At 71.1% G+C, this 24,867-nt stretch carries 20 protein-coding genes; 9 read left to right on the top strand and 11 right to left on the bottom strand.

Features of this window, described 5'->3' with window-relative positions; genetic code table 11:
* Positions 1-5: 5 nt before the first annotated feature.
* The 9 genes from JQN84_RS02155 to JQN84_RS02115 all read right to left on the bottom strand — a co-directional run bounded on the left by JQN84_RS02155 (position 6) and on the right by JQN84_RS02115 (position 8,628).
* Complete coding sequence (locus tag JQN84_RS02155; protein ID WP_443673884.1) at positions 6-1,190, bottom strand: IS701 family transposase; 1,185 nt, start codon at positions 1,188-1,190, stop codon at positions 6-8.
* 150 nt (positions 1,191-1,340) lie between these two features.
* Complete coding sequence (locus JQN84_RS02150) at positions 1,341-2,222, bottom strand: hypothetical protein (protein ID WP_204956702.1); 882 nt, start codon at positions 2,220-2,222, stop codon at positions 1,341-1,343.
* Positions 2,212-4,056, bottom strand: coding sequence for an AGE family epimerase/isomerase (locus tag JQN84_RS02145; RefSeq protein ID WP_204956701.1), 1,845 nt, complete (start codon positions 4,054-4,056; stop codon positions 2,212-2,214). Before JQN84_RS02145 ends, JQN84_RS02150 begins: the two co-directional genes overlap by 11 nt.
* Positions 4,046-4,483 (bottom strand): VOC family protein, encoded by a 438-nt coding sequence (locus JQN84_RS02140; protein WP_204956700.1) that lies wholly within the window; start codon positions 4,481-4,483, stop codon positions 4,046-4,048. Before JQN84_RS02140 ends, JQN84_RS02145 begins: the two co-directional genes overlap by 11 nt.
* A complete protein-coding gene (locus JQN84_RS02135) occupies positions 4,480-5,094 on the bottom strand; it encodes a DJ-1/PfpI family protein (protein WP_204956699.1) in 615 nt (204 codons plus the stop codon). The genes JQN84_RS02140 and JQN84_RS02135 overlap by 4 nt, the downstream gene beginning before the upstream one ends.
* A gap of 68 nt (positions 5,095-5,162) precedes the next feature.
* Complete coding sequence (locus tag JQN84_RS02130; RefSeq protein ID WP_204956698.1) at positions 5,163-5,621, bottom strand: nuclear transport factor 2 family protein; 459 nt, start codon at positions 5,619-5,621, stop codon at positions 5,163-5,165.
* Positions 5,622-5,700: 79 nt separating this feature from the next.
* The gene (locus JQN84_RS02125; protein ID WP_204956697.1) at positions 5,701-6,135 is read right to left on the bottom strand and encodes a nuclear transport factor 2 family protein; all 435 of its coding nucleotides are present in this window, start codon (positions 6,133-6,135) and stop codon (positions 5,701-5,703) included.
* Positions 6,136-6,160: 25 nt separating this feature from the next.
* Positions 6,161-7,804 (bottom strand): thiamine pyrophosphate-binding protein, encoded by a 1,644-nt coding sequence (locus tag JQN84_RS02120; protein WP_307820957.1) that lies wholly within the window; start codon positions 7,802-7,804, stop codon positions 6,161-6,163.
* The gene (locus tag JQN84_RS02115; protein ID WP_204956695.1) at positions 7,801-8,628 is read right to left on the bottom strand and encodes a type 1 glutamine amidotransferase domain-containing protein; all 828 of its coding nucleotides are present in this window, start codon (positions 8,626-8,628) and stop codon (positions 7,801-7,803) included. The genes JQN84_RS02120 and JQN84_RS02115 overlap by 4 nt, the downstream gene beginning before the upstream one ends.
* A 372-nt stretch (positions 8,629-9,000) precedes the next feature.
* Between JQN84_RS02115 and JQN84_RS02110 the strand changes: the two genes are divergently transcribed.
* The 6 genes from JQN84_RS02110 (at position 9,001) to JQN84_RS02085 (ending at position 17,740) form a co-directional block, all read left to right on the top strand.
* A complete protein-coding gene (locus JQN84_RS02110; RefSeq protein ID WP_204956694.1) occupies positions 9,001-9,834 on the top strand; it encodes a helix-turn-helix transcriptional regulator in 834 nt (277 codons plus the stop codon).
* 110 nt (positions 9,835-9,944) lie between these two features.
* Positions 9,945-11,909, top strand: coding sequence for a maltotransferase domain-containing protein (locus JQN84_RS02105; RefSeq protein WP_204956693.1), 1,965 nt, complete (start codon positions 9,945-9,947; stop codon positions 11,907-11,909).
* On the top strand, positions 11,906-13,621 hold the full coding sequence (treS, locus tag JQN84_RS02100; protein ID WP_204956692.1) for a maltose alpha-D-glucosyltransferase: 1,716 nt from the start codon (positions 11,906-11,908) through the stop codon (positions 13,619-13,621). The genes JQN84_RS02105 and treS overlap by 4 nt, the downstream gene beginning before the upstream one ends.
* On the top strand, positions 13,614-14,990 hold the full coding sequence (locus JQN84_RS02095; RefSeq protein ID WP_204956691.1) for a maltokinase N-terminal cap-like domain-containing protein: 1,377 nt from the start codon (positions 13,614-13,616) through the stop codon (positions 14,988-14,990). Before treS ends, JQN84_RS02095 begins: the two co-directional genes overlap by 8 nt.
* Positions 14,987-16,774: an alpha-amylase family glycosyl hydrolase gene (locus JQN84_RS02090; RefSeq protein ID WP_204956690.1), complete on the top strand. Its 1,788-nt coding sequence runs from the start codon at positions 14,987-14,989 to the stop codon at positions 16,772-16,774. Before JQN84_RS02095 ends, JQN84_RS02090 begins: the two co-directional genes overlap by 4 nt.
* Before the next feature lie 144 nt (positions 16,775-16,918).
* A complete protein-coding gene (locus JQN84_RS02085) occupies positions 16,919-17,740 on the top strand; it encodes an SDR family NAD(P)-dependent oxidoreductase (RefSeq protein WP_204956689.1) in 822 nt (273 codons plus the stop codon).
* Between the two features lie 96 nt (positions 17,741-17,836).
* On the opposite strand, the gene JQN84_RS02080 is transcribed toward JQN84_RS02085, so the two are convergent.
* Positions 17,837-19,243 carry an MFS transporter gene (locus JQN84_RS02080; RefSeq protein ID WP_204956688.1) on the bottom strand — a complete coding sequence of 469 codons (1,407 nt, stop codon included), beginning with the start codon at positions 19,241-19,243 and terminating at the stop codon, positions 17,837-17,839.
* Positions 19,244-19,425: 182 nt separating this feature from the next.
* Between JQN84_RS02080 and JQN84_RS02075 the strand changes: the two genes are divergently transcribed.
* The 3 genes from JQN84_RS02075 to JQN84_RS02065 all read left to right on the top strand — a co-directional run bounded on the left by JQN84_RS02075 (position 19,426) and on the right by JQN84_RS02065 (position 24,176).
* Positions 19,426-20,172 (top strand): NADPH-dependent F420 reductase, encoded by a 747-nt coding sequence (locus tag JQN84_RS02075; protein ID WP_443673883.1) that lies wholly within the window; start codon positions 19,426-19,428, stop codon positions 20,170-20,172.
* Between the two features lie 328 nt (positions 20,173-20,500).
* A complete protein-coding gene (locus tag JQN84_RS02070; RefSeq protein ID WP_204956686.1) occupies positions 20,501-21,082 on the top strand; it encodes a hypothetical protein in 582 nt (193 codons plus the stop codon).
* Between the two features lie 172 nt (positions 21,083-21,254).
* On the top strand, positions 21,255-24,176 hold the full coding sequence (locus tag JQN84_RS02065; protein ID WP_239484629.1) for an AfsR/SARP family transcriptional regulator: 2,922 nt from the start codon (positions 21,255-21,257) through the stop codon (positions 24,174-24,176).
* Positions 24,177-24,241: 65 nt separating this feature from the next.
* On the opposite strand, the gene JQN84_RS02060 is transcribed toward JQN84_RS02065, so the two are convergent.
* Positions 24,242-24,736 (bottom strand): hypothetical protein, encoded by a 495-nt coding sequence (locus JQN84_RS02060; protein WP_239484628.1) that lies wholly within the window; start codon positions 24,734-24,736, stop codon positions 24,242-24,244.
* Between the last annotated feature and the right edge of the window lie 131 nt (positions 24,737-24,867).

Here is a 24,867-nt window from a genome sequence, read left to right as displayed (position 1 = left end):
CGCGCTCAGCCGGCCCTCTGCTCCTGCTGCTGGGAGCAGGTCCCCAGCTGGGCGAAGGCATAGGCGGCCGAAACGAGCGTCATGTGGTGGTGCCAGCCACGCGACGAGCGGCCCTCGAAGTCCAGCAGGCCGTACCCTTCACTCAGCGTGTCGACGTCCCGCTCGCGGCGCGCGGCGAGCTGGGCCAGGGTGAGCACGTGACCCACCTGCGACTCCGGCAGGCCGGTCAGCCAGAAGTTGGCCGCGCTGGTGGCCGCCGCCGACCAGACGGCCACGAGCAGGCAGTCGGCTCCGCCGCCGGAGCCGGCCACGGTGCCCGGCAGCCGGACCGGTACGGTGGTGACATACGAGCGGTGCAGGGCGGCGTCGTGCAGTTGCCGCCACATGACCGGTTGCCGGCGCGCGGTCGTCTCCTGCACCAGCGAACGGATCTGGGTCAGCCCGGGCCTGGCCCCGCCCGGGAGCGACGACGGGGCCAGTTGGCGGAGCACCGGCATGCTGTCGTTGACTTCGACAACGAACGGCAGGCCGCGCTGCCGCAGGCCCTGCAACAGTCGTTCCACGCCGGTGACGTGCCGCAGCCCGACCACCAGGGGACGCACTGGCACCGCCGCCGCCACGTCGTCGGCCATCGCGAGCACGTGGCACCACTCGCTCTGCTCGCTCGGGCCCACCTCTCTGCGGCCGGGGAGCCACGAGCGTGCCCCGGTCCCGGCCGGTGAGGGCAGCACCAGCCGCCAGTCGACGGGCGCACTCGTCTCGGCGTCCGACAAGAAGAGGCCCAGGCCGTACTGGCAGTTGAGGGTGCGGCCGGTCCGGGGGACGTAGCGGCGGGCGACACCGGCGGTCTGGCCACCCCGCTTGGGGATGTATATGGGGCGGATGAGCCACGCGTGCGTGGTCATGTGCTCGTCGACATAGCGGGCTGTTCGGCGGCGGACCGGGGCCCAGTCCCAGGGGCTCTGGTTCACGAACTGCTGCAGAGACTGGACGGCGTCCGGGACGTCAGCACCCTCCGCGATGCTTCGGACCGAACGCCGGCCGTTACCCAGCAGCAGGCCGCGTATGTACGTCTCGCCCCAGCGGCGCTGATCCGCGCGGGGCATCTCGGCCATGATCTGGTGCGCGAACCGGGTGAGACCGTCGCGCGCCGGTAACAGGGCCGTATCGGTCCATGGGCGGTAGGGCATCGTGGTACCTGTCTCTCGTTCACGGTGTCGCAATGTTCATCGATATGGCAGCTTGAGGCGCGATGATTACAAAACGTTGTCGGCATTCCACGGCCGCGCCTCTTCGTCACCGTCAGCGCCGCCTTTCGTCACGCTCCGCAATGGCATCCGTCATCGCCCTGCTGGGCCTGTCGCACCGGTGCGGCCGTCGCCGCGAGGGGCACCCAGGGACGTCCGGTCGGCGAGAAGCCGGTCCGACCGCAACGCCTCGGCCATGTCCCGCTCCCGGCCGGCCGGAACGGCGCTGTCAGGCAGCTGCAACCCATCCACTCCGTAGTCGTGCACCCACCACCGCAGCGCCTCCCGCAGGAACCACCCGTCACCCTCCGCGATGCGCGCCACCGAACTGATGTCGAGCAGCACTGCCAGTCCGGCATCGCGCAGGTGGCGGATCAGCGCCCGGCACTCCCCGTCCGGCCGGTTTCCCGGGCCGGCGGCGGCGAACAGGCCCACCGGCAGCCCACCGGCGCCGGGCGCGAAGTGGTGATGGTCGGCGGCGAGCACACCGGCGAGCACCACCGCTCGGACGCCGTCGCGGAGGAACTCCGGGATCCGGTCCGCGAGCGCCCGGTACCCACCGGCACCCAGCGCCGCCGTGGCCACCGGACCGTCAGGCACCAGCGCACCGGCACCGGGCAGGGCCGGGGCACGCCCCGGCGTGATCCGGCAGCGCCATCCGTCCGGGCCGTTCAGGCTCCGCAGCAGGACCCGGGCGTACGGATCGAGCACCGCCCGGCCGTCCTGGACGTAGTGGTAGTCGACCAGGTCCGGGTCCAGCCCGAGGACGACGACGCTGAGCAGGCCGCCGTCGTGGCCGACGTCCGGCACCGGCACCTCGGTCAGCCAGCGTCCCTCGTCCGGGTCCACCAGGACCAGCGAGGTCTGCCGGGCGACGCCGGCCGGCACGGTGAACTCCACACCCCCGGCCAGCAGCCGGGTGCCACCGAAGCTCGCGGTGCCGGGCCGCGACCGCAGGCCCTCCTCACCGGCCACGGTCGTCCGCTCGCAGGGTGGCCTGCACGGTGAGCCGGTGCGCGGAGCGCGGCAACCGCACGAGCAGCCCCGCAGGGTCGAAGTCGGTGAAGTCGGTGCCGTCGATCCGCACCCGCTCCAGCCGCACCCGGCCCCGGGGCAGCACGTCCGGGGCCACCCGCAGCAACCCGTCCGGGAAACGGGCGTCGGATCGCGGGTTGAACCACAGGTCGAGCGGTTCCCCGCGCACCAGTAGGTCGCCGTACACGGTGGCCAGATAGGCCAGTTCGGCCGAGTGGTACATGCTCATCGAATGGCTGCCCTTGGCGCGCTCGTCGCCGCTGCGCAGATACGGGATGCCCCCGGCCTGCACCGCGAAGTACACGCCGCCGGCCTCCTGATCGAGGAAGAAGGCGTTGTAGAACGCCGCGGCCTCGCGCGCGTGCCGCAGGTAGTCGAGGCCGCCCGGCCCGACCGACCCGTGGTGTGCGGCGCCGCTGAGGTACGCGAGGATGGCCTGTTCCTGCTGCCACCACGCCTTGCGGTCGTGCCAGACGAACTCGTGCCGGCCGCGGTGTGGCCGCCGGTGCAGCACGTCGTACCAGCCGCCGCGGTAGGGGTCTCGGCCGATCGCCGGCAGGTCCGCCGCGAGCCGGGCGGCAACCGCCCGGTATTCGGCCTTGCCTACCAGCGCCTGCATCCGGTGGAGATTCCAGACGATCTTCAGGTTGTGGCCGACCACGCCGCGGTCCTGCTGCCATCCCCACCCGGTGTCCGGCGTCCAGTCCTCGTGGAAGCGTTCCCGGACCAGCGGCAACCCTGTCGGATCGGGGAAGTGCTCCACGATCATGTCGAAGGTGTGTTCCAACATCCGCCGGTAGCGTTCCTCGCCGGTTGCCAGGTAGAGGTTGAACAGGTAGGCGGGTGCGTGGTCGCCGACGGAGTTCCAGTTCTTCCGGGACCGGTTCGGCCCCAGCGAGGCGGCGTGCGGGTCCAGCTCCACCGGATCCACATGCGAGTAGTAGCCACCCCGTCGGGGGTCGGCGTAGACCGTCTCGAAGAGCCGGACCGTGCCCTCGATATCGGCCAGCAACGCCGGGTCGCCGGTGACCCGGTAGGTCTGCACCAGCCCGACGAGCGCGTAGATCTGCTCGTAGGCGGCCAGGGCGCCGGCGTCGTCGCCGAACTCGGAGGCGAGCACGGCGCGGCGTGGCCCGGGACCCACGTCCAACGCGTGCTGCCAGTAGGTGACGGCACGCTCGGGATCCACCACCCGCAGGTGCCGCTGCTGGTACTCGGCGCCGCGCTCGGCCACGTCCAGGAAGTCGGCGTCCCCGGTGAGCAGGTAGGCGGTCGCCATCCCGTACACCAGGCGGGCGAGCGTGTCGGTCTCCTGGCGGTCCCCGATCAGCCGGGCCCCGGCCAGGTCGATGCCGGTGCGGTAGGCGGCGAAGTCGGCCGGCCCCGTCCCGAACTGCGCCCGGCGGTAGAACCCGGCCAGTGACCGGAGCTGGTCGACCCACCACCCGGGCCGCTCGAACAGGTACGGCTCGGCGGCGCTACCGACCACCACGATCTCTTGTGACGTGTGGCGCACCGAGCCGGCCTCGACGTACGCCGGGCCGTAGGCGAAGATCAGCCGGCCCGGCACCAGTTCGTCGCCGAGCCGCCCGGTGACCGAGACCCGTTCGGCGCCCAGGTTGGGTAGCAGCCAGGCATCCGTGCTGTCGGTCAGGTGCAGCGACACGACGTCGCCGCCGAAAGTGCGCACCCGGATCCGGCTGCCGTCACCGGCCACGACGTACCCGCCGACGGTGTCGGACATGGTGCGCGTGGCGAGTGGCTCAGCGCTCACCGTGACCGCCCTGGCACGGCTGAGGGTCCCGGTAGCCCTGGCTGACCTCGACCACGACGCCGTCCGGGTCGGTGAGCCAGACGGTACGCCAGCCGGGGATGAAGCCGTCGAAGTCCAGCGGCCCCAGGGTGATCCGCGCGGCGGTGCCCATCGCCCGCACGAACTCGTCGACGTCCTCGGTCTGGAACGCGATGTGGCGCACCGTCCCGGGAGCCGGCGGCCCGTCGGCCGTGGGCCGGCCCGCCTCCTGCACCGGCTCACGCAGGCCGAACAGCTCCAGGTAGACGTCGCCGGAGCGCAGGAAGACGATCTGGCTGTCGCCGAGGTCGAAGTGCTGGGTACGCCGGAAGCCGAACCACCTGGTGTAGAACTCCTCGGTGTCGTCGAGCCGGCGGCAGTTCAGGGCCACGTGCGAGAAGCGGGTCACGGCAGGATCTCCTCGGTCGCGAGAATGCGGTCGATGACGGTGCGGGCGAAGACATGGGCCTGCTCGACGGTGCGCCCGGTCACCAGGTCGCCGTCGACGACCACGTCGCTGCCGACGTAGTTCGCGCCCATGTTGCGTACGTCGCCGACCAGGTTGTTGTGGCAGGTGACGGAGCGGTTCTCGATCAGCTCGGGGGAGGTCGACATCAGCCAGAGGCCGTGGCAGATGAAGCCCTTGACCAGGTGGGGAAGCCGGAACGCGCGGCGCAGCAACTGCACGGCCGGTGCCGGGCGATCGACGTCCTCGGTGTAGCGGAGCCGGTCGGCGACCATGCCGGCCGGCACGATCAGCGCGGAGAGCCGGGCGATCTCGGCGAAGTCGAGGCGTTCCAGGTCACCGTCGACGGTCAGCGGCGCCCGGTACTCGTGACCGGTGAAGGTCAGCGAGTCGTTGCCCCACAGCCGGGTGAGCAGGACGACCTCGGCGCCCTCCTCGGCGAATCGCAGGCGGTAGTAGGAGATCTCCGGCTCGACGTAGTCGCTTTCGAGCAGGATGCCGATTCGGCGTCCGGCGAGGCGACCGCGTTGCGGGTGGTATCCGTGCGTGGTCATCGTGATCCTTCGGGGAAAGGGCCGGGCCGGCCGCCGGACGGCGGCCGGCCCGGCAGTGCGGGAAGAGATCAGACGGTGACCCGGCGGCCGTCCGAGCCGACCGGCGACCACCACTGGTTGAAGTTGGTCAGGCCGTCGCCGAAGATGGCGCCACGGCCCTCGACGATCCGCCCGTTGACCCACTTGAGCAGGTGCAGGCCCTCGATCTGCAGCCGCTCGTACGGCGACTCGGCGCCGGCCGCGGCGTGCGCCCGGGTGCCGGAGGTCCGGTTCACGTCGATGGAGTAGCCCTCGTCGTTCACCAGGATGGTGACCGGGTCGATGACGAACGAGCCGCCGGAGGCCTCCTGCACCTTGTCGATGAAGTCGAGGAAGGTCTCCAGGCCCTCGTGCCAGCCGGCGTACTGGTGGTTACCGGGGGTCAGGAAGCGGACCTTGGGGTCCCAGTACTCGGCGGCCCGGGCGCGGTCGCCGGACATCAGTGCGTCGTAGGCGTCCTTGACCCGCTGCGGGGTGAGTTCGGACATGGTGGTCTCCTTGTCTCGTGGTGCTCGGTGGTCCCGCGGTGCGCGGGTACCGGAAGGGGTGCCGCCGCGGGTGCGGCGGTCACAGTTGGGCGGAACCCGGCATCGGGGCCAGGTCGTCCACCGCGTAGGAACGGATCCGGGGCTGGCCGTCCTGCAGGACGACCGACCAGGTCTGGCTGGCGTCGAAGCCGAGCCACTCGCTGGTCGCCGCAGGCGGGTTCCACACCCGGGCCTGCCAGTTGACCAGGACCGAGACGTCGGCATGCAGCGGCGAGAGCAGCTCGACGTCGGCTCGCTTGACCTCGTGGATCTCGTCGAAGAACCGGTGGGTGACGGTGTCGTACCAGCCGCGGAAGTCGTCCTCGGTGCGCAGGGTCGCCTCCGGGAACTGCATGGTGAGGCCGTTGTCGGCCAGGTACGGCACCACGGCGTCGATCGGGTCGTGCCGGTCCAGGGCGTCGTACCAGTCCTGGACGAACCGTTGGACGGCTTCGACGCTCAGGGCGTCGGGCATGGTCTGCTCCTTCGGGTGACGGTGGTCAGTCGGTGACCAGATCGATGAGGAACGGGCCGGGGGTGGCGAGCAGTTCCTCGACTGCGGCCGGCACCTCCTGTGGGGTGCTCACCCGCTGCGCGGGCACCCCGAGCGAGCGGGAGAGCGCGGCGAAGTCGATGGCGGGCCGGGACAGGTCGAACGCGTCCGGGTGCAGGTGGGCGGGGATGCCCCCATCCCGCCAGTACTGCTCGATGTTGAGGTCGAGCAGGCGGTAGCGGCGGTTGTTGCAGATCACGAACTTGGCACCGATGTCGTGCCGAGCGGCCGTCCACAGCGCCTGGATCGTGTACATGCTGCCGCCGTCGCCGGTGAAGCCCACCACCTGCTGACTCGGGCGGGCCAGCTTGACGCCGAGCGCGCCGGGGATGCCGACCCCGAGCGAACCGCCCCGGGTCTGGAAGAACCGGCCCGGCACCCGCGGCGGTGCGTGCACCGCCAGCGGACCCGACTCGGTCAGCGCCTCGTCGAAGATCACCAGGTCGTCCGGTGCGCGGCGGACCAGCGTCCTGACGAACCGGTTCATCAGTCCCGCGTCGTCGCCCGGTTCGTCGCCGGGCGGTGCCGCGCCGTCCCAGCGCGGTGGTCGCTGCCGGCCCGGCCGGTCCAACCGGGCGGCCAGGCCGGCGAGGGTGAGCCTCGGGTCGGCGACGACACCCAGCTCGACCGGGTGGTTCTTGGCGATCTCGTACGCGTCCAGATCGACGTGCACGATCCGGGCGTCCGGCGCGAACGGGCTCGTCAGCTCGGGGAACACCTCGGGAAAGACGTAGGTGCCGACGATGAGCACCGTGTCGGCGTCCGCCACCGTCCGGGCACTGTCCGCGCCGAACATGTGCCCGAGTTGCCCGCCGTACAGCGGATGCCGACTGTCGACGTTGACCTCCGAGGAGTTCACTCCCCACATGGGCGCGCCGAGCAGCTCGGCGACCGCGGCCAACTCCCGTTGGGCGCCGCTGGTGGCGACGCCGTCGCCGAAGAGCACGAGCGGCCGACGGCCGGCGGCCAGGATCTCGGCGGCCGCAGCGAGCACGGCGGGCTCGGGCAGCACCCGGGTGTCCGGGATGACCGTCGGCACCACGGGATCGGTGACGTTGGCGTCCAGCACGTCGGCCGGCACCACGACCAGCACCGGGCCCCGGGGTGGGGTCATCGCGATCTTCACGGCCCGCCGCATCACCCGCAGCAGCGAGGCCGGGTCGATCACCCGGGTCGCGTACTTGGTGACCGGACGGGCCATCGCGACCAGGTCGGCGGCCATCTGCGAGTCCATCGCGTCGTACCGCACTCCGGCCTCCCCGGCCAGCACCACCAGCGGTGATCCCCCCCGTTTGGCCTGGTAGAGCATGCCGATGCCGTTACCGAGCCCGACGCCGCTGTGGAGCTGGACCAGGGCGGGGCGCTGGGTGGCCCGGGCGTACCCGTCGGCCATGCCCACCGCCACCGACTCGTGCAGAGTGAGCAGGTAGTCGATCTCCGAGTCGGTGACCTCGTCGATCAGCCCCTGTTCCACGGTGCCCGGATTGCCGAACATGTAGGTCAGGCCGTCCGCGGCGAACTGCTCCACGAGGGCCGCCTTGCCGGTCCGTGGCCGTCCGGCCGGACCGTGGCCCGTGCCCGCCGTGCTCACCAGCCGTCCCGCCGCAATCCCTGCTCCAGCGTCTCGACCAGCTTGGCGCCGGCCAGCGCCGAGTCCGGCGTCGAACGCGCGGTGATGAAGGGGTAGTCGACGATGACCGACAGTTCCTTGCCGACGTTGCCGTGGAATTGTCCGCCCGGTCCGGTGGCGTCGCGCAGGATGTACTCCAGCGGGTACGGCGGCGGGCCCATGTTGAACTCGACGCCCAGAAAGCCGGTTCCGTCCTTGTAGTCGTACTCCTTGGGGTGCCCGGTCACATGCTTGCCCGCGATGATGCTGGCCCGCGTCTCCAGGTCCCGGGCGAAGGCGAGCACCGTAACGCCGTAGCATTCCGCGAGAATGGGCTTGTCCGCGGCCACGAAACCGAGTACGACCTCGTGCAGGCGTTCGTTGTTGGCCATGTCGACGATCGGTCCGCTGCCGCCGACCAGCACCAGGGCGTCGAAGCTGGCGACCAGGTCACCGACCGAGGCACTGAGCTCGCGGTAGTATTCCTCGAGCCGGCGCAGCGGGTTGAGCGAGCTGAGATACGGGCGTTCGGGGATCAGATCCGCGATGCTCAGCGGGTTGTCCAGCCGGGATGACTCGTCCAGCCGGCGGCCACGGTTGGCCATGTCCACGGTGGTGACCGAGCGGCCCAGCGGGGGGTCGATGTAGTCGGGGTCCAGGCTCGGCGGCAGTGCGTGCGCCCGGCGCCCGTTCGCCGTGGCGAAGGTGACCTGGTAGCCGGCGCTGTCGAATGCCTCGACCGGCCCGACCAGTTCCTCTGCCCAGTAGCCGTACTCGGAGAGTACGACGAGAATCCGTCTGCTCATTTGAGCTCCCTTTGGGTTTGTGCGAACTGGACAACCTCGCCGCTGCGTTCGTCGGCGGCTCCGTTGTTCGCCTTGCCCTTCCGAGTTAAGCGACGGACTGCGTCGGAAGCCATGACTGCGGCCCCTTCCGCGAACAAGTTCAGCGACTACACGGAATCGCAGTTGAACAGGACTCACGGAGCCGGTGAAGCATTTGCACATTCACGCCCGGAACTGCCAAATCATCGATTATGGTCGGTCGTGGCGTTCGCTACGGGCGAACCCGCCATACATTGCGGTACCCATCTGCAACAAGGGGCCAGATATACTGGTATCAGCCTTGCTAGTATCGAGGAAAAAGCCTGCGTGGGGTCGATGATGGGGGCCAGGACAATGGACGACGCGGCACGCCGCAAGGAGCTGGCGGCCTTTCTGCGGGCACGGCGGGCGGAGCTGAAGCCGGGTGACGTGGGCCTACCCGACGGCGTCAACCGACGCCGGACCCCGGGGTTGCGCCGCGAGGAGGTGGCGCAGCTGTCCGGCGTGGGCCTGACCTGGTACACGTGGCTTGAGCAGGGCCGGGCCATCCCCGCCTCGCGTCAGGTCATCGACGCGCTGGCGACGGCGCTGCGGCTGGGCGACGAACACCGTCGGCACCTGTTCGTGCTGGCCAGCCTGTCGCTACCGCCCGCACCGGGCGACGACAAGCCGGTGCTGGCGGCGGTGCAGCGCATGCTGGACGCGGTCAAGCCCAACCCGGCCTACATCATCGACCATCGGTTCGACGTGCTGGCCTGGAACGCCGCCCAGTCCGCACTGTGGCTCGACTTCGCCGAGATCCCGGAGGACGAGCGCAACCTGGTGCTGCTGCTGTTCCGCGATCCGGGCGTACGCCGGCTGCTGCTCGACTGGGACGAGACCGCCCGCATGATCGTGGCGCAGTTCCGGGCCGCCGCCGGGCAATACCCGGGCGACCCCCGCTTCGCCCAGGTCGTCGACCGGTTGTCCCGCGACAGCACCGATTTCCTGGGCTGGTGGGAGTCCTATCCGGTGGCGGAGTTCAGCATGGCGGTGAACCGGCTCGCGCACCCCCGGGCCGGCGCGCTGGAGCTGGACCTGTCCCACCTGCGGCTGGTGGAGCACCCACAGCTCACCATGGTCCTGCAGACCCCGGTGCACGATGCGGACGCGCGGGCGCTGAGCGACCTTCTGGCCGCCGTGACCTGACCCGCCCCGGGTTACACGTGTCGGTAGTCGACACAACGAGCACCCGTTATTGGCCGTGACCCCGCGCCGCTCCGCACTGTCGGTGACACACCGACAGCGAAGGAGCAGACGTGAGTCTGAGACTGGCCATTGAGGACGTCGTCCCGGCCGTGGGGGCCGGCCGCTTCCCGGCCAAGGCAGTCGTCGGCGAACGGGTCGACGTGGGAGCGACCGTCTACCGGGAGGGCCACGACGCGGTCCGTGCCGAACTGGTGTGGCACCGCCCCGGCGAACGCGGGGAACACCGTCGGCCGATGGAGCTGACCGACGCGGGCCTGGACCGCTGGACGGGCGCCCTGGTCCCGGACCGCAGCGGCTACTGGACCTACCGGGTGGATGCCTACAGCGCACCCTGGCACACCTGGCTCGACGCGCTGACCACGAAGCTGGCCGCCGGCTTCGCGGCCGACGAACTGGCCAACGAGCTGGCCGAGGGGGAACTGCTGCTGCTGCGGGCGGCACGCCGGGTGCCGGGCGCGGACGGCCGTCGTCTGCGCGCGGCGGCGCGGGCCCTGCGGGACCGGCACGCCGCCCTGCCGCAGCGGACCGGGCCCGCCCTGGACGCCGCCGTACGGCACATCATGGACACCCGCCCACTGCGCGAGCTGCTCACCCGCGGGCCCACCCGGCGGCTGCTGGTCGAGCGGGAGCGGGCGTTGACCGGCGCGTGGTACGAGCTGTTCCCGCGCTCCACCGGTGGTCTCGACCCCGACGGCCGCCCGGTGCACGGCGACCTGCGTACCGCCGTCGCCCACCTGCCCGGCATCGCGGCGATGGGCTTCGACGTCCTCTATCTGCCACCGATCCACCCGATCGGCCGGACGGCGCGCAAGGGCCGGGACAACGCCGCGACCGCCCTTCCCGGCGACGTCGGCTCCCCGTGGGCGATCGGGGCCCGGGAGGGCGGCCACGACGCGATCCACCCCCGCCTCGGCTCGGCCGCGGACTTCCGGGCCTTCGTCCGGGCCGCCGCCGACCACGGGCTGGAGGTCGCGTTGGACCTCGCCCTGCAGTGCGCCCCGGACCATCCCTGGGTCACCGAGCATCCCGAGTGGTTCACCACCCGCGCCGACGGCAGCATCGCCTACGCGGAGAACCCGCCGAAGAAGTACCAGGACATCTACCCGCTCAACTTCGACAACGACCCGGCCGGGCTGCGCGCCGAGATCCTGCGGGTGGTGCTGCACTGGGTGGGCGAGGGCGTCCGGATCTTCCGGGTCGACAACCCGCACACGAAGCCGCTCGATTTCTGGCGGTGGCTGATCGAGCGGGTCAAGCAGACCGACCCGGACGTCGTCTTCCTCTCCGAGGCCTTCACCCGCCCCGCCGTGCTGCACGGGCTCGCCAAGGTCGGCTTCAGCCAGTCCTACACCTACTTCACCTGGCGGACCTCCAAGGCGGAGCTGACCGGCTACCTGCGCGAGCTCACCGCGGACGCCGACCACCTGCGGCCCAACCTGTGGGTCAACACCCCGGACATCCTGCCGGGGCACCTGGCCGGCGCGCCACCGGCCATGTTCGCCATCCGCGCGGCCCTGGCCGCCACCCTCGGTCCGTCCTGGGGCATGTATGCGGGCTTCGAACTGTACGAGAACACCCCGGCCGGTCCCGGCCGGGAGGACTATCTGCACAGCGAGAAGTACGAACTGCACTACCGCCCGCCCGCCGACGCCGAGTCCCGGCCCTCGCTGCGGCCGTGGATCACCCGGCTGAACCGGCTGCGGCACCGGCACCGCGCCCTCGGCCGGCAGCGCGGACTGGTCTTCCACGACGTGGCGGACGACCAGCTCGTCGCCTATTCCAAGACGGACGACCGCACCGGCGAGATCGTCCTGTGCGTCGTCACCCTCGACCCCGTCCGCCGCCGGCAGGCGCCGCTGCGGCTGGACGCCCAGGCTCTGGGCCTGTCACCCGACCGCCCGCTACGCCTGCGGGATCTGGCCACCGGCCGCAGCCGCACCTGGCACGACAACGCGGTGGTGCGCATCGATCCCGGCGTGGCGGTCGCCCGATTCTTCACCCTGGAACAGGTATGAACACCACCTCACCGGCCGCTCAGGTGTCCATGGTCGCCCCCGAACCCGAGTGGTATCGCACCGCCGTCTTCTACGAGGTCCTGGTGCGTGCCTTCCAGGACAGCAACGGGGACGGGCTGGGCGACCTACGCGGGCTGACCGAGCGGCTGGACTATCTCCAGTGGCTCGGCATCGACTGCCTGTGGCTGCCGCCGTTCCTGCACTCGCCGCTGCGCGACGGCGGCTACGACATCAGCGACTTCCGCCGGGTGCATCCCGCACTGGGCACCCTCGACGACTACGTCCGCCTGCTGGACGAGGCCCACAAGCGGGGCATCCGGGTGGTCATCGACATGGTCATGAACCACACCTCGGACCGCCACCCCTGGTTCCAGGCGTCGCGCACCGACCCCGACGGGCCGTACGGCGACTTCTACGTCTGGAACGACAGCGACGACCGGTACTCGGACGCCCGGGTCATCTTCGTCGACACCGAGACCTCCAACTGGGCGTACGACCCGGTGCGGCACCAGTTCTACTGGCACCGCTTCTTCAGCCACCAGCCGGACCTCAACTACGACAACCCGGCCGTGCAGGAGGCGATGCTCGACGTCCTGCGCTTCTGGCTCGACCTGGGCACCGATGGTTTCCGGCTGGACGCGGTGCCGTACCTGTTCGAGGCCGACGGCACCAACGGTGAGAACCTGCCGGCCACCCATGCCTTCCTGCGCCTGATCCGCAAGGTGATCGACGACGAGTACCCGGACCGGGTGCTGCTCGCCGAGGCGAACCAGTGGCCGGCCGACGTGGTCGAGTACTTCGGCGACCCGGCGACCGGCGGCGACGAGTGCCACATGGCGTTCCACTTCCCGCTGATGCCGCGCATCTTCATGGCGGTCCGCCGCGAGTCACGGCTACCCATCTCGGAGATCCTGGCGCAGACGCCGGCAATCCCCTCCGGCGCGCAGTGGGGCATCTTCCTGCGCAACCACGACGAGTTGACGCTCGAAATGGTCAGCGACGAGGAACGCGACTACATGTACGCCGAATACGCCAAGGACCCGAGGATGCGGGCCAACATCGGCATCCGCCGCCGCCTCGCGCCGCTGCTGGAGAACGACCGCAACCAGATCGAGCTGTTCACCGCTCTGCTGCTGTCGTTACCCGGCTCGCCGGTGCTCTACTACGGCGACGAGATCGGCATGGGCGACAACATCTGGCTCGGCGACCGCGACGGCGTGCGCACCCCGATGCAGTGGACGCCGGAACGCAACGCCGGCTTCTCCTCCTGCGACCCCGGGCAGCTGCACCTGCCGCTGGTCCTCAGCCCCATCAACAGCTACCAGTCGGTCAACGTGGAGAACCAGCTCGCCCACACCTCGTCGCTGCTGCACTTCACCCGCCAGTTGCTCGCCGTCCGCAAGCGGCACAGCACCTTCGGCGTCGGCGACTTCCACGAGCTGGAGGCCACCAACCCGAGCGTCTTCGCCTACCTGCGCCGGCTGCGCCACGCGGACGGCACCGAGGACGTCGTGCTGTGCGTCAACAACCTCTCGCGGTTCGCCCAGCCGGTCGAGCTGGACCTGTCCGCATACGCCGGACACCGCCTGACCGAACTCATCGGCGGCGTGCGGTTCCCCAGCCCGGGCACCGACAGCTATGTGCTCACCATGCCCGGACACGGCTTCTACTGGTTCGCCCTGCGTCCCACCGAAGAGGGTCGAGATGACTGATCCGACACACGCCCCGGTCAACGCGGCACACCTGGCCGCCTGGTTACCCGAGCAACGGTGGTTCCGCGCCAAGGGCCACGCCGTCCGCGAGGTGCGGCCGGTCAGTTCCGTGCCGCTCGGCGGCGACGGGGACGGGCCGGCGGCCCGGCTCGATCTGCTCGAGGTGCGATTCGACGACCGGGCCCCGCAGTACTACCAGGTGGTACCCGGGCTCGACGCCGTACCGTCGTACCCGGCTGACGTCCCGGCCGCCGCGCTGGCTCTGTTGCGGGCGATAGCCGGCGGCGTCGAGCGCGGTACCAACCGCTTCCGTCCCGAGCCCGGCACCGGCCTGCCGGACCGGCTCGGCCCGCGGCTGACCGCCGCCCTGTCGGACTCCGGGCCGCCGGCACCGTCGCTCGTGCGGGTCCTGGCCGCCGAGCAGAGCAACACCTCGATCGTGTTCGACGACGAGGTCATCCTGAAAATCTTCCGCCAGGTCGAGCCGGGGCTGAATCTCGACCTGGAGCTGCACCGGGCACTCACCCGGCTGGGCTCCGACCACGTCGCCCCGCTACTCGGGGCCGTGGAGGGCGAGTTGCAGGGTGAGCCGACCACCCTCGGCATGCTCAGCGGGTACGCCCCGCACGCCGTGGACGGCTGGGCGATGGCCCTGGCCAGCGTCCGCGACGTACTGGCCGACGACGCTCCGGCGGCGGTGGCGCGCTCGGGCGGCGACTTCGAGTTCGAGGCCCGCCGCATCGGAGCCGCGGTCGGTGAGGTGCACGCCGATCTACGTACCGCCTTCGGTGTCGACGTCGCCGACCCCGCAGACGTGGCCGCAGACTTCGCCGCCCACCTCGACGAGGCCGTCGCTGTCGTGCCCGCGCTGCGGTCGCACGCCCCGTTCCTGCACGCCCGGTACCGGCGCCTCGCCGGGTTGTCCACGCCGGTGCCCATCCAGCGGGTGCACGGCGACCTGCACCTGGGTCAGCTGCTGCGCACCTCGCACACCTGGTGGCTGCTGGACTTCGAGGGTGAACCGGCCCGGCCTCTCGCGCAGCGCCGCGCGCCGCGTTCGCCGCTGTATGACGTCGCCGGGTTGCTGCGGTCCCTCGACTACGCGACCCACTATCCGGTACGCGACGAAGCGCCGGACGCGGACGCGGTCCGACGCCTGAGCCAGTGGTCCGCGCTCAATCGCGAGGCGTTGTGCGCCGGGTACGCGGACAGCACGGGCGTCGATCCGGGGAGCAGCCAGCAACTGTTGGAGGGTTACGTGCTGGACCGGATCGTCTACGAGGTGGTCTACGAGGCCACCGTCCGGCCCGCCTGGCTGCCCATCCCGCTCGCCACGCTCGACCGGCTCGGCGCCGGGATGCCGCAGTGAGCGCCGGTACCGCACCGGCCGTGCACGCGGGGCCGGACGCCCTGTGGCGTCGGATGGGGGCGCACCCGGACGGCGTCGGCGGGCCGACCCGGTTCCGGGTGTGGGCACCGGCCGCCGAGGCCGTCGATCTGGTCTGGTGGCACCCGGGCGGCCGGGCGGTCCACGAGGCGATGGCCCGCTTGCAGGACGGTTGTTGGGACACGGTGGTGCCGCAGGCCCGGCCCGGCGTCCACTACCGGTTCCAGGTTCACGGCCGCGACGGCACGGTCCGGCACAAGGCTGACCCGTGGGCCCGCGAGGTCGTACCCGAGGAGCCGCACACGTCGGTGGTCCCGGCCCCGTCGCGGCACCGGTGGACCGACGCGGGCTGGCTCGCCGGACGCCCACAGCGGCACACCCCGGTCTCGGTGTACGAGGTGCATGCCGGATCCTGGCGTCCCGGCTGCGGGTTCCGGCGGCTGGCCGACGACCTGGTGCCGTACGTGCGCCGGTACGGCTTCACCCACGTGGAGCTGATGCCGGTCACCGAGCACCCGTACGGCGGCTCCTGGGGCTACCAGGTCAGTTCGTACTTCGCGCCCAGCGCACGGTTCGGCGGCGCGGACGAGCTGCGCCACCTGATCGACCGGCTGCACGCCGCAGGTGTCGGCGTGCTGCTCGACTGGGTCCCGGCGCACTTCGCACCTGACGACTGGTCGCTGGCCGACTTCGACGGCGGTGCGCTGTACGAGCCGCCCGACCCGGACCGGGCTTGGCACCCGCTCTGGGGCACCAAGACGTTCGACTACCAGCGCCCGCAGGTGCGTGACTTCCTCGTCGCCAGCGCGCTCTACTGGCTGGAGGAGTTCCACTTCGACGGGCTGCGCGTCGACGCGGTCAGCTCGATCACCCGCCGCGACTTCCTGCGCGAACCGGGCGGGTGGGCCGGCGGCGACGTGCTCGACCGGCCCGGAATCGACTTCCTGCGCGAGCTGACCGGCACGGTACGCCGCCGGCATCCCGGCGCGCTCCTGATCGCCGAGGAGGCAGGGCTGACCGACGGGGTCACGGAGCCGGTGGACGCCGGTGGCCTCGGCTTCGACCTGTGCTGGGACCTCGGCTGGGCGCACGACACCTTCACGTACTTCGCCGCCGGCCCGGAGCAGCGCCCACACCTGCGGGAAACGCTCGCCGCCGCCGTGGATCGCGCCGCCGCGCGCCCGGTGGTGCTGCCGGTCAGCCATGACGAGATCACCGCGCCGCACCAGCCGCTGTGGCGTCGCGTGCACGGCGACGGCCCGGACGCCGCCGCGGCGCTGCGGGCCCTCCTGGCGTTGCAGTACGCCACACCCGGGGTGCCCCTGCTGTTCATGGGCTCGGAGCACGGCGGTGCCGAACCCTGGCGGGAGTGGGCCCCCGTGGACCCGTCGCCGTTGCTCGACGCCCCGGGCGGCGATCTGTATCGGGGAATGGGCCGACTGATCACCAGGCTGAACCGGATCTGCCAGCAGGTGCCCGCCGGACCGGAGCCGGTGCGGTGGTGGCGGCGTCCGGGCCCGGGTGAGCCGCTGCTGGCGTTCGCCCGCGACCACGGCGACGGCGTGCTGCTCTGCGTGGCGAACCTGACCGACCGGCCGCTCGGCTGGGACGCGGTCGCCGACCCGCGGGTGTGGTCGGTCCTGCTGGACACGGCGGACGAGCGCTACGGGGGCCCGGGGCGTCCCGCAGGGGCCGGGATCGCCCCGGGTGCGGTCGTCTGGCTCACCGCCGCAGGCACCAACCTGGCACCTACAATGCCAGGATGAACGGTGCCCTGGGTGGCCTGACCGCCCCGGGCAACACTGAACCGCGCGGGCGGGCTTCGTCGGTATGACGGGGCCCGCCCGTTTCCAGTTTCCGGCACGCCGCCGACGCCGGAGCCTTCGCCGAGTCATTGAGGAGCGAGCACCATGCCACTGCGCCAGCCGCCGACCGTGCTGATCACCGGCGCCACCGACGGGCTGGGCCGCGGCCTGGCCGTCGCCCTCGCCCGTCGCGGTGCCACCGTGTTGGTGCACGGCCGCTCGGCCGAGCGCATCGCCGCCACCGTGCGCCAGGTGCGGGCGACCGGTGGCGGTGAGGCGCGCGGCTACCAGGCGGACTTCTCCTCGCTGGCCGGGGTGCACGCCCTCGCCGACCAGGTCGCCGCAGCCGAGCCCCGGCTGGACGTGCTGATCAACAATGCCGGCATCGGCGCCGACGTGCCCGGCGGCACCGCGCGCCTGGAGAGCTCCGACGGCTTCGAACTGCGCTTCGCCGTGAACTACCTGTCCACCTATCTGCTCTCGCACCGGCTGCTGGATCTGCTGCGTCGCTCGGCCCCGGCCCGGGTCGTCAACGTCAGCTCGGCCGGGCAGACGCCCATCGACTTCACCGACGTCATGCTCACCCGCGGCTACGGCGGACGCCGGGCCTACTGCCAGAGCAAGTTGGCGCAGATCATGTTCACCTTTGACCTGGCCGCCGAGCTTCAGGGCAGCGGAGTCACCGTCAACGCCCTACACCCGGCGACGTACATGCCGACGAAGATCGTGTCGACCCCGATCAGCACCATTGCGGACGGGGTCGAGGCCGTGTCCCGGCTGGCTCTCGACGCCGATCTGGATGGCGTCACCGGACGCTACTTCGACCAGCTCCGCGAGGCGCAGGCGCATCCCGCCGCCTACGACGAGGCCGACCGGGCACGCCTGCGGGCGCTCTCGGCGGAACTGACCAACCGATCGCCGGTCTGACCGGATGCACGGCTGCGCGGCGCGGCCGGCAGCCGCGCCGCGCAGCCGGCCCCCCGCCCGTGGGGGGCGGGCGGGGGGCCGGATCGGTGGTCGGTCTCAGGAGGGGCTGTCCGCGCGCGTCCGGAGCATCACGGCGCCGATCACGGCCGCGATCACGGCCGCGATCGCGGTGCACACCAGCGAATACCGGAACCCGGAGAGCAGGGCCACCGGATCGCTGACGCTGCCGGTGGTGCCCTCCGGCAGCAGCGACGCCGTCCGCGACGCGGCGATCGCGGCGAAAGCAGCCGCACCGATCGCCGCGCCGAGCTGCTGCGAGGTGTTGAGCAGCCCGCCGGCCAGGCCCTGCTGGTGGTCCGCCACGCCGGCGGTGGCGGTGATGCTGATCATGACGACTGCGGCGACGTTGCCGAAGCCGACAAGCGCGGTGCCGACCAGGATGTAGGCCAGGGAGTTCTCGGCCGGGAGCGTGGCGACCACGAACGCGCCGACCGCCTGCAGCAGGACGCCGAGCAGCATGGCCCGGGTCAGGCCCAGCTTGCCGGCCAGCTTGGCCCCGCTGAAGCCGGCGACCATGGCCGTCAGGCCCAGCACCGCGAAGCTCAGCCCGGTCTCCAGCGGGCTGTAGTCCTTGATCCGCTGCAGATAGAGGGTGAGCACGTAGGTGATGCCGACGAACGCGCCGATCAGGAGGACGTTGACCACGTTGGCACCGACGATGCTGCGCACCTTGAAGATCTCCAGCGGCACCAGTGGTTCCGCCGAACGGCGCTCGGCCAGGACGAACAGCGCCAGCAGGACCAGGCCCAGCGCGAACGACCCCAGGGTGCTCACCGACAGCCAGCCCTCGGTGTTGGCGATCGAGAAGCCGTAGACGATGCTCACCGCGGCGCCGGTGATGGTGATCGCGCCGGGCACGTCGAGCCGGGGGCGGGGGCCCGCGGCGGCGGCCGGGCGGGGCACGAGCACCGGGGCGAACACGGCCGTGGCGAGGCCGATGGGCACGTTGACGAAGAAGACCCACTCCCAGCTCAGCCCGTCGGTCAGGACGCCGCCGAGGATGACGCCGGCGACGAAACCGAAGGACAGCACTGCGCCGTACGCGCCGAGCGCCCGGTTGCGCTCCTTGCCCTCGGGGAAGGACGTGGTCAGCAGGGAGAGGGCAGCCGGCGCGACCAGGGAGGCGGCGAGGCCCTGCAGCCCGCGCAGGATGATCAGCTGGGTGGCGTCCTGGGCGAAGCCGGCCAGCAGCGACACCAGGGAGAAGGCGACCAGGCCGATGATGAACAGCCGGCGACGCCCGAACAGGTCGGAGATCCGGCCGCCGAGCAGCAGGAAGCCCCCGAAGCCGAGGGCGTAGGCGCTGACCACCCACTGCAGCGATCCGTCACTGAAGGAAAGCTCGCGCTGGATCGTCGGCAGCGCCACATTGGTGATGGAGAAGTCGAGCACGATCATGAATTCGGCCATGCACAGCAGGAGCAGCAGCAGGTTGGCGCGCACGCGCGACTGAGGCGCGGGCGATAGGTCCGCCGTCGCTTCCCGACCCGATGGCGCTGATTCGGCGAGATTGGACACCGCGGGACACTCCTTGCAGACAGTGGACAGGTGAGTCTCACTGTCCGCCGGCGCGGCCTGAGCAACCAGATCAGCAGATTTGCTGGTAGCGGTGGTACCACTCAGCAATGGTGCCCGGCGGGTACCTCTATCGTTTCCCCACTTGCCGGACCGCTCGGCCGGCCGAGACAGCGGAGGACATGATGAAAATCGGCATCCTGGGTACCGGCACGATGGCACGCACGTTGGGCGGGCGCTGGGCGGCGGCGGGCCACGACGTGCTGGTCGGCGGACGTAGCGCCGCCAAGGCGCAGCAACTGGCGACCGCCCTGGGAGCGCGGAGCGGTTCGCTCGCCGACGCGGCACAGGCGGCGGACGTCACCCTGTTGGCCGTGGCGTACACGGCCGTCCCGGAGGTCCTCGACGCGGCCGGGGGCCGGGGTGCGCTGACCGGCAAGGTCGTCGTCGACTGCACCAACCCGGTGGAGTTGACGGGCTTCTCGGTCACCTCCGGCGCCACCTCGCTGGCCGAGCAGATTCAGCAGCGCACCGGCGCCCGGGTGGTGAAGGCGTTCAACCTGTGTGAGGCGAAGGTCTGGCAGCTCGACCCGCCCTCCTTCGACGGTCGGCCCCTGGTGGTCCCCTTCTGCGGCGACGACGAGCAGGCCCGGGCCACGGTGGGTGCGCTGATCGAGGATCTGGGTTGTGCGCCGTTGGCGGTCGGCGACGTCACGTACGCCCGGCATCTGGAGGCGATGGCCGCGCTGGTCATCTCCCTGCTGTTCCGCGGCCACGATCCGTACACGGTGTTCAACCTCGTCACGGCTGCTGACGAAGCCCGCAGGAAGGTGGCCGGGGCACCTGTGCAGCCCTGAAGAAGCGTCCCATGCCACCCAGGCCCAGCGGTCCTGGTATCCGCCAGGACCGCCGGGCATCATCCGAAGAGCCACGCAACCGCTCTACGTAAAGCAGCGCCTCACCATCGGAGTCGGCTGGACCTGGATTACCGCCTTCGCCCTGAACCTCCGCCGCACAACGTCCACCCACGAAGGCGAAGCAGCCGATCAGCAGTATGCGTCCGAGAGGGAGATTCGGTGGGGCTCTGACCCGTCCAGTATTCGTCCAGCGGGGGTCCAACCACCGCCGATACGTTCCGGACACCCACCGCACAGATTGTGACGGTACGGTTCGAAGGAGCCCCGCGTGAAAAGACTCGCCTGCGCCGCTGTCGTCGGGATGCTGAGCATCCTTACGCTCGCCGCCCCCGGCTACGCCGCGCCTGCCCCGCTCACCGATGCCCAGGTGGACAGGATGATCGCCGAGGCCGCTGCCACCTTGCCCGCCCCGCAGAGCGCCGAGTGGGTGGCACGCAAGGCTGGGCCGCAGACATTCACCCTGCGTCCGAGTGCCGGCACGACCAAGACCACCGCTGCGGTCGTGACCTGCTCGGCATTCAGCCAGGTGCTGCGTAACGACGGTGGTGGCTTTTTCCTCGCCGTCGGCGAGGCGTCCTCGTCCTGCCCGGCACCGGTCGACTACCTCAGCGCGAAGGCCACGCTGTACTTCTGGGTGCCCGATCTGAATCGCTGGGAGATCAGCCAGTACGGCAGCCTGGCCGTAGCGACGCCCTACCGGGAGCCGGGCGAGGCAGTCACCAGTGTCGCCAGTTCCAACTGCCGGGCCGCCTACTTCGCCGTGCTCGGCATCCATCAGGCCCGGCTGGGCAGTTCCACCGCCGCCGCCCGCACCGAGTCGAACTACGTGCAGTTCACCTGCGGCGGCTGAACGACCGCCATCAGGTGGCGGGACTCGGCCCACCGGGGCCGGGTTCCGCCCCGGTTCAGGACGCGGGACCGACGTGCCGCATCCGTTCTGACAGTCATGCCGGCCTATCTGGAATCCAGCCGGGTGACACCTCAGAATGGGGACCTCGGGCATTGCTGCGAGGGAGTGCGGATTGCTTGTCGTCCAGGTCCTCGGTCCCGTCCGGCTCTGGCGCGACGGCACGGAGATCAGCCTCGGTCCGGTCGGCCGCCGCGCCGTGCTCGGCCTGCTCGTGCTCGCGGACGGCCGCCCGCTGCTGGGTTCGCACATCATCGACGTGTTGTGGGGCGAGCAGGCGCCCCCCACCGCGACGAATGTGATCCAGACTCATGTGAAGCATCTGCGCCGCCTCCTTGAACCCGGCCGACGAGCTCACACACCCAGCACGGTCCTGCCCTTTACCGGTGGCGGGTACGCGCTCCGGCTGCCGGCCGGCGCGGTCGACCTCGCTCGGTTTCGCGATCTGCTGACCACTGCGGCGGAGGCGGACCGTCGCGGTGATCCGCAGAGCGTGGCAGCGCAGCTCGCCAACGCGCTCGGGCTGTGGCAGGGGGCACCGTTTGCCGATGTACCCACGCTCGCCGGGCATCCGAAGGTCCGCTCGCTGCTCGACGACCGCCGAGCGGCGATCGTCCGCTACACCGATGCACTGCTGACCCTGGGAGCCGGCGAGCGGGCGCTGCCGTTGCTCCGTGAGGAGGCGGCGGCACATCCGCTGGACGAGGCGGTGCACACACGGTTGGTCCTGGCCCACCACTGCGTCGGCCGGCGTGACGAGGCGTTGGCGGCCTACGATGCCGTGCGCCGGCACCTCGCCGACGAGCTGGGCGTCGGTCCGGGACCGGACCTCGTCGCGGCCTATCTACGCGTCCTCGACGATGAGACACCCGCACCGCCGGTGGATCCGCTGGTCGACACCGCCGCCGCCGTGTCACCGGTCAATCAGCTCCCGGCTGAGACCGCCGGATTCACCGGCCGTGCGGCCGAGCTGTCCGCCTTGGAGGAGTTGGTCGAGGACCGGGGCACGGCCGTGCGGATCGCCGTCGTCTGCGGCACCGCCGGGGTCGGCAAGACGACCCTGGCCGTGCGATGGGCACACCGAACGCGTGGACGCTTTACCGACGGCCAGCTCTACCTGGACCTACGCGGCTACGATCCGCAGCGCCCCGTGTCGGCCCGCGCCGCGCTCGGTCACCTCCTGGAGTCCCTCGGCGTTCCCGCCACCAGCATCCCGACCGACCTCGACCGCCGGGCCGCCAGGTACCGGGCCGAGACCGCGGGCCGCAGGCTGCTCATCCTTCTCGACAACGCCGCCTCCGTCGACCAGATCCGGCCGCTGATCCCGGGGACGGGTACGGTCATCGTCACCAGCCGCGACAGCCTCGCCGGACTGGTGGCCCTGCACGGTGCCCGCCGCCTCCTGCTGGATGTGCTCTCCACCCCGGAGGCCCTGACGCTCCTACGCTCACTCGTCGGCGCACGCGTCGATCATGAACCGGAGGCCGCCGCCACACTGGCTCACCAGTGTGCACATCTCCCGCTGGCGCTGCGGGTCGCGGCGGAACTCGCGACCTTCCGAGCCGGGGAGCCGCTCACCGCTCTGGTGGGTGAGCTTGCCGACCGGCAGCGGCGGCTGCGGCTGCTGGATCCGGGCGGTGACGTGCGTGCCGCCGTGCGGGTGGTGTTCTCCTGGTCCTACCGGCAGCTTCCGGCGGCGGCGGCCCGACTGTTCCGCAACCTCGGGCTGCATCCCGGCCCGTCGTTCGACGTTGGCGCCGCCGCCGCGCTAGCCGCCATGGCACGCACCGACACCGCGATGCAGCTCGACGTGCTGGCCCGCAAGCACCTCGTACGCACGGAGTCGCCCGGCCGGTACATGATGCACGACCTGCTGCGCGCGTACGCCGCCGAGCTGGCCGCCGACGACGATCCCGGCGGGGCCATCGACCGGCTGCATGCCCACCTGCTCGCCACCGCCGCGGCGGCCATGGACCGGCTGCACCCCGCCGACCGGGCACACCGCCCGGCGGTGGCGCGCGCGCCGAGCTTCCCGGACGCGACCGCGGCACAGGCCTGGCTGGACGCGGAACTACCTGGACTCGTCGCCACCGCCGCCGCCGGTCTTGAACACGACCGACCCCATTTCACGACCGATCTCGCCGCCACGCTCTACCGCCACCTCGAAGGCGGCGCATACATGCACGCCGAGGCGCTGCACGGGTACGCACTCGAAGCGGCACAGCGCAGCGGTGACGCGTCCCGGTACGGCGTGGCGCTGACCAACGTCGGTGCCGTCCACCGGCTCCTCGGCCGCTACGAACTCGCCGAGACGCACCTGTCCCAGGCTGCCGCGATCCTGGACAGGTGCGGCGACCAACTCGGCGCTGCCCGTGCCCTGTCCAACCTCGGCATCGTCTACGAACGTCTCGGCCGTGACGACGCTGAGGCGCACCAACGGGCCGCGCTCGCCGCCTATCGCCGCGTCGGCGACCGGTACGGCGAAGCATCCACGCTGGTGAACCTCGGCAACGCCAACACCCGACCGGGCCACTTCGACGAGGCGTACGACCAGTTGCTCCGCGCCGCCGCCCTGTTCCGCGAGACCGGCGCCGTAGTCGGAGCAGCCGCGGCCCTGACCAACCTCGGTGACGTGTGCACCAGCCTCCGGCGGCACGACGAGGCGGCCGGGCATCTGTCGGCGGCACGTGAGATCTTCCGGTCGGCCGGCCACGTCTACGGCGAAGCAGTCGCGCTGACGAACCTGGGACGGGTGCACGGCACTCGCGGCGACCACGCGCGGGCGATCGGTGACCTGACCGTGGCGATCCGCATTCTGCATTCGATCGGGCACCGTTACGGGGAGGCGAGCGCGCTCAACATCCTCGGTGACGTCCTGACGGCCGCGGGGCGTACCACCGAGGCGGTGGCCCGGTACGCCGTTGCGCTGTCGATCGCCACCGCGACCGGTGACCACGACGAGCAGGAGAACGCGCATGAGGGCATCGCCCGGGCCCGACGGAAGGCGGTACACGCCCGAACGTCGCGTACTCCATGAGGAGGGCGGCAGAACTCGACCAGGATGCGCCCGTGTTGTCGCCGCGACTGCCCGACGGCTTCGGGTCAGGTCCGCTTGCGGCGCGCGATCTCGTCAGAGAGCTGCTGCACACGGGCCGGGTCCGCGTCCCGGGCAAGGGCGACGTAGTGGTCCATGACGGCCGGCCGGTAGCGCACGGGCAACGTCTGCCCTGGGGCGAGTCGGGTGAGCTCGGTGATCGTGAGGTCTTCGTCCGCGATGCCGCGGAACGCGATGCCGTCGGCGGTCTCCACGTCGAACATCAGGACCACGCGAGGGTTGCTGTTCACCTCCCGCCAGTCGACGAGAACACCGAGCGCAAGCACCCCCGTACGCAGTTCCGCGTTGCGCTTGCGTGCATCACCGCTCAGGAGCGGGTTCGGGGCGATGCCCGGGAAGTCGGGCCCGACACCGAGCGACTCCCGACTCAGGTCGGGCCTGAGCTGCGCCATCATATCGTTGATCTTCTTCTTCGAACCGAACACACCCTGCCCCCTCCCCCGCACCGGTGCCGCAATCCCGGTCTGATGCTTCGCCGTCACCGTGATCGTACGTCGCCGGCGACTCCCGTATTCAACACGGCGGTTCCCACCTGCGCCGTCCGGGATTCCGTGTCTTTCCGGGGTCTTTCGGACCCGACGAGCGACCCGGCCGGTCGTCCGGATCCCGACCG

Origin of the sequence: Micromonospora humidisoli, assembly GCF_016900955.1 — a bacterium.
GTDB classification, from domain to species: Bacteria; Actinomycetota; Actinomycetes; order Mycobacteriales; family Micromonosporaceae; genus Micromonospora; species Micromonospora wenchangensis.
The sequence above is the reverse complement of the archived record's forward strand: the minus strand, read 5'-3'. Positions and strand labels throughout refer to the sequence as shown.

Bases quoted from the DNA above. Each gene is read 5' to 3' on its own strand.
- JQN84_RS02155 (WP_443673884.1), bottom strand. From the start codon at position 1,190: ATGCCCTACCGCCCATGGACCGATACGGCCCTGTTACCGGCGCGCGAC.
- JQN84_RS02135 (WP_204956699.1), bottom strand. From the start codon at position 5,094: ATGACCACGCACGGATACCACCCGCAACGCGGTCGCCTCGCCGGACGC.
- JQN84_RS02130 (WP_204956698.1), bottom strand. From the start codon at position 5,621: ATGTCCGAACTCACCCCGCAGCGGGTCAAGGACGCCTACGACGCACTG.
- JQN84_RS02125 (WP_204956697.1), bottom strand. From the start codon at position 6,135: ATGCCCGACGCCCTGAGCGTCGAAGCCGTCCAACGGTTCGTCCAGGAC.
- JQN84_RS02115 (WP_204956695.1), bottom strand. From the start codon at position 8,628: ATGAGCAGACGGATTCTCGTCGTACTCTCCGAGTACGGCTACTGGGCA.
- JQN84_RS02110 (WP_204956694.1), top strand. From the start codon at position 9,001: ATGGACGACGCGGCACGCCGCAAGGAGCTGGCGGCCTTTCTGCGGGCA.
- treS (WP_204956692.1), top strand. From the start codon at position 11,906: ATGAACACCACCTCACCGGCCGCTCAGGTGTCCATGGTCGCCCCCGAA.
- JQN84_RS02095 (WP_204956691.1), top strand. From the start codon at position 13,614: ATGACTGATCCGACACACGCCCCGGTCAACGCGGCACACCTGGCCGCC.
- JQN84_RS02085 (WP_204956689.1), top strand. From the start codon at position 16,919: ATGCCACTGCGCCAGCCGCCGACCGTGCTGATCACCGGCGCCACCGAC.
- JQN84_RS02075 (WP_443673883.1), top strand. From the start codon at position 19,426: ATGGTGCCCGGCGGGTACCTCTATCGTTTCCCCACTTGCCGGACCGCT.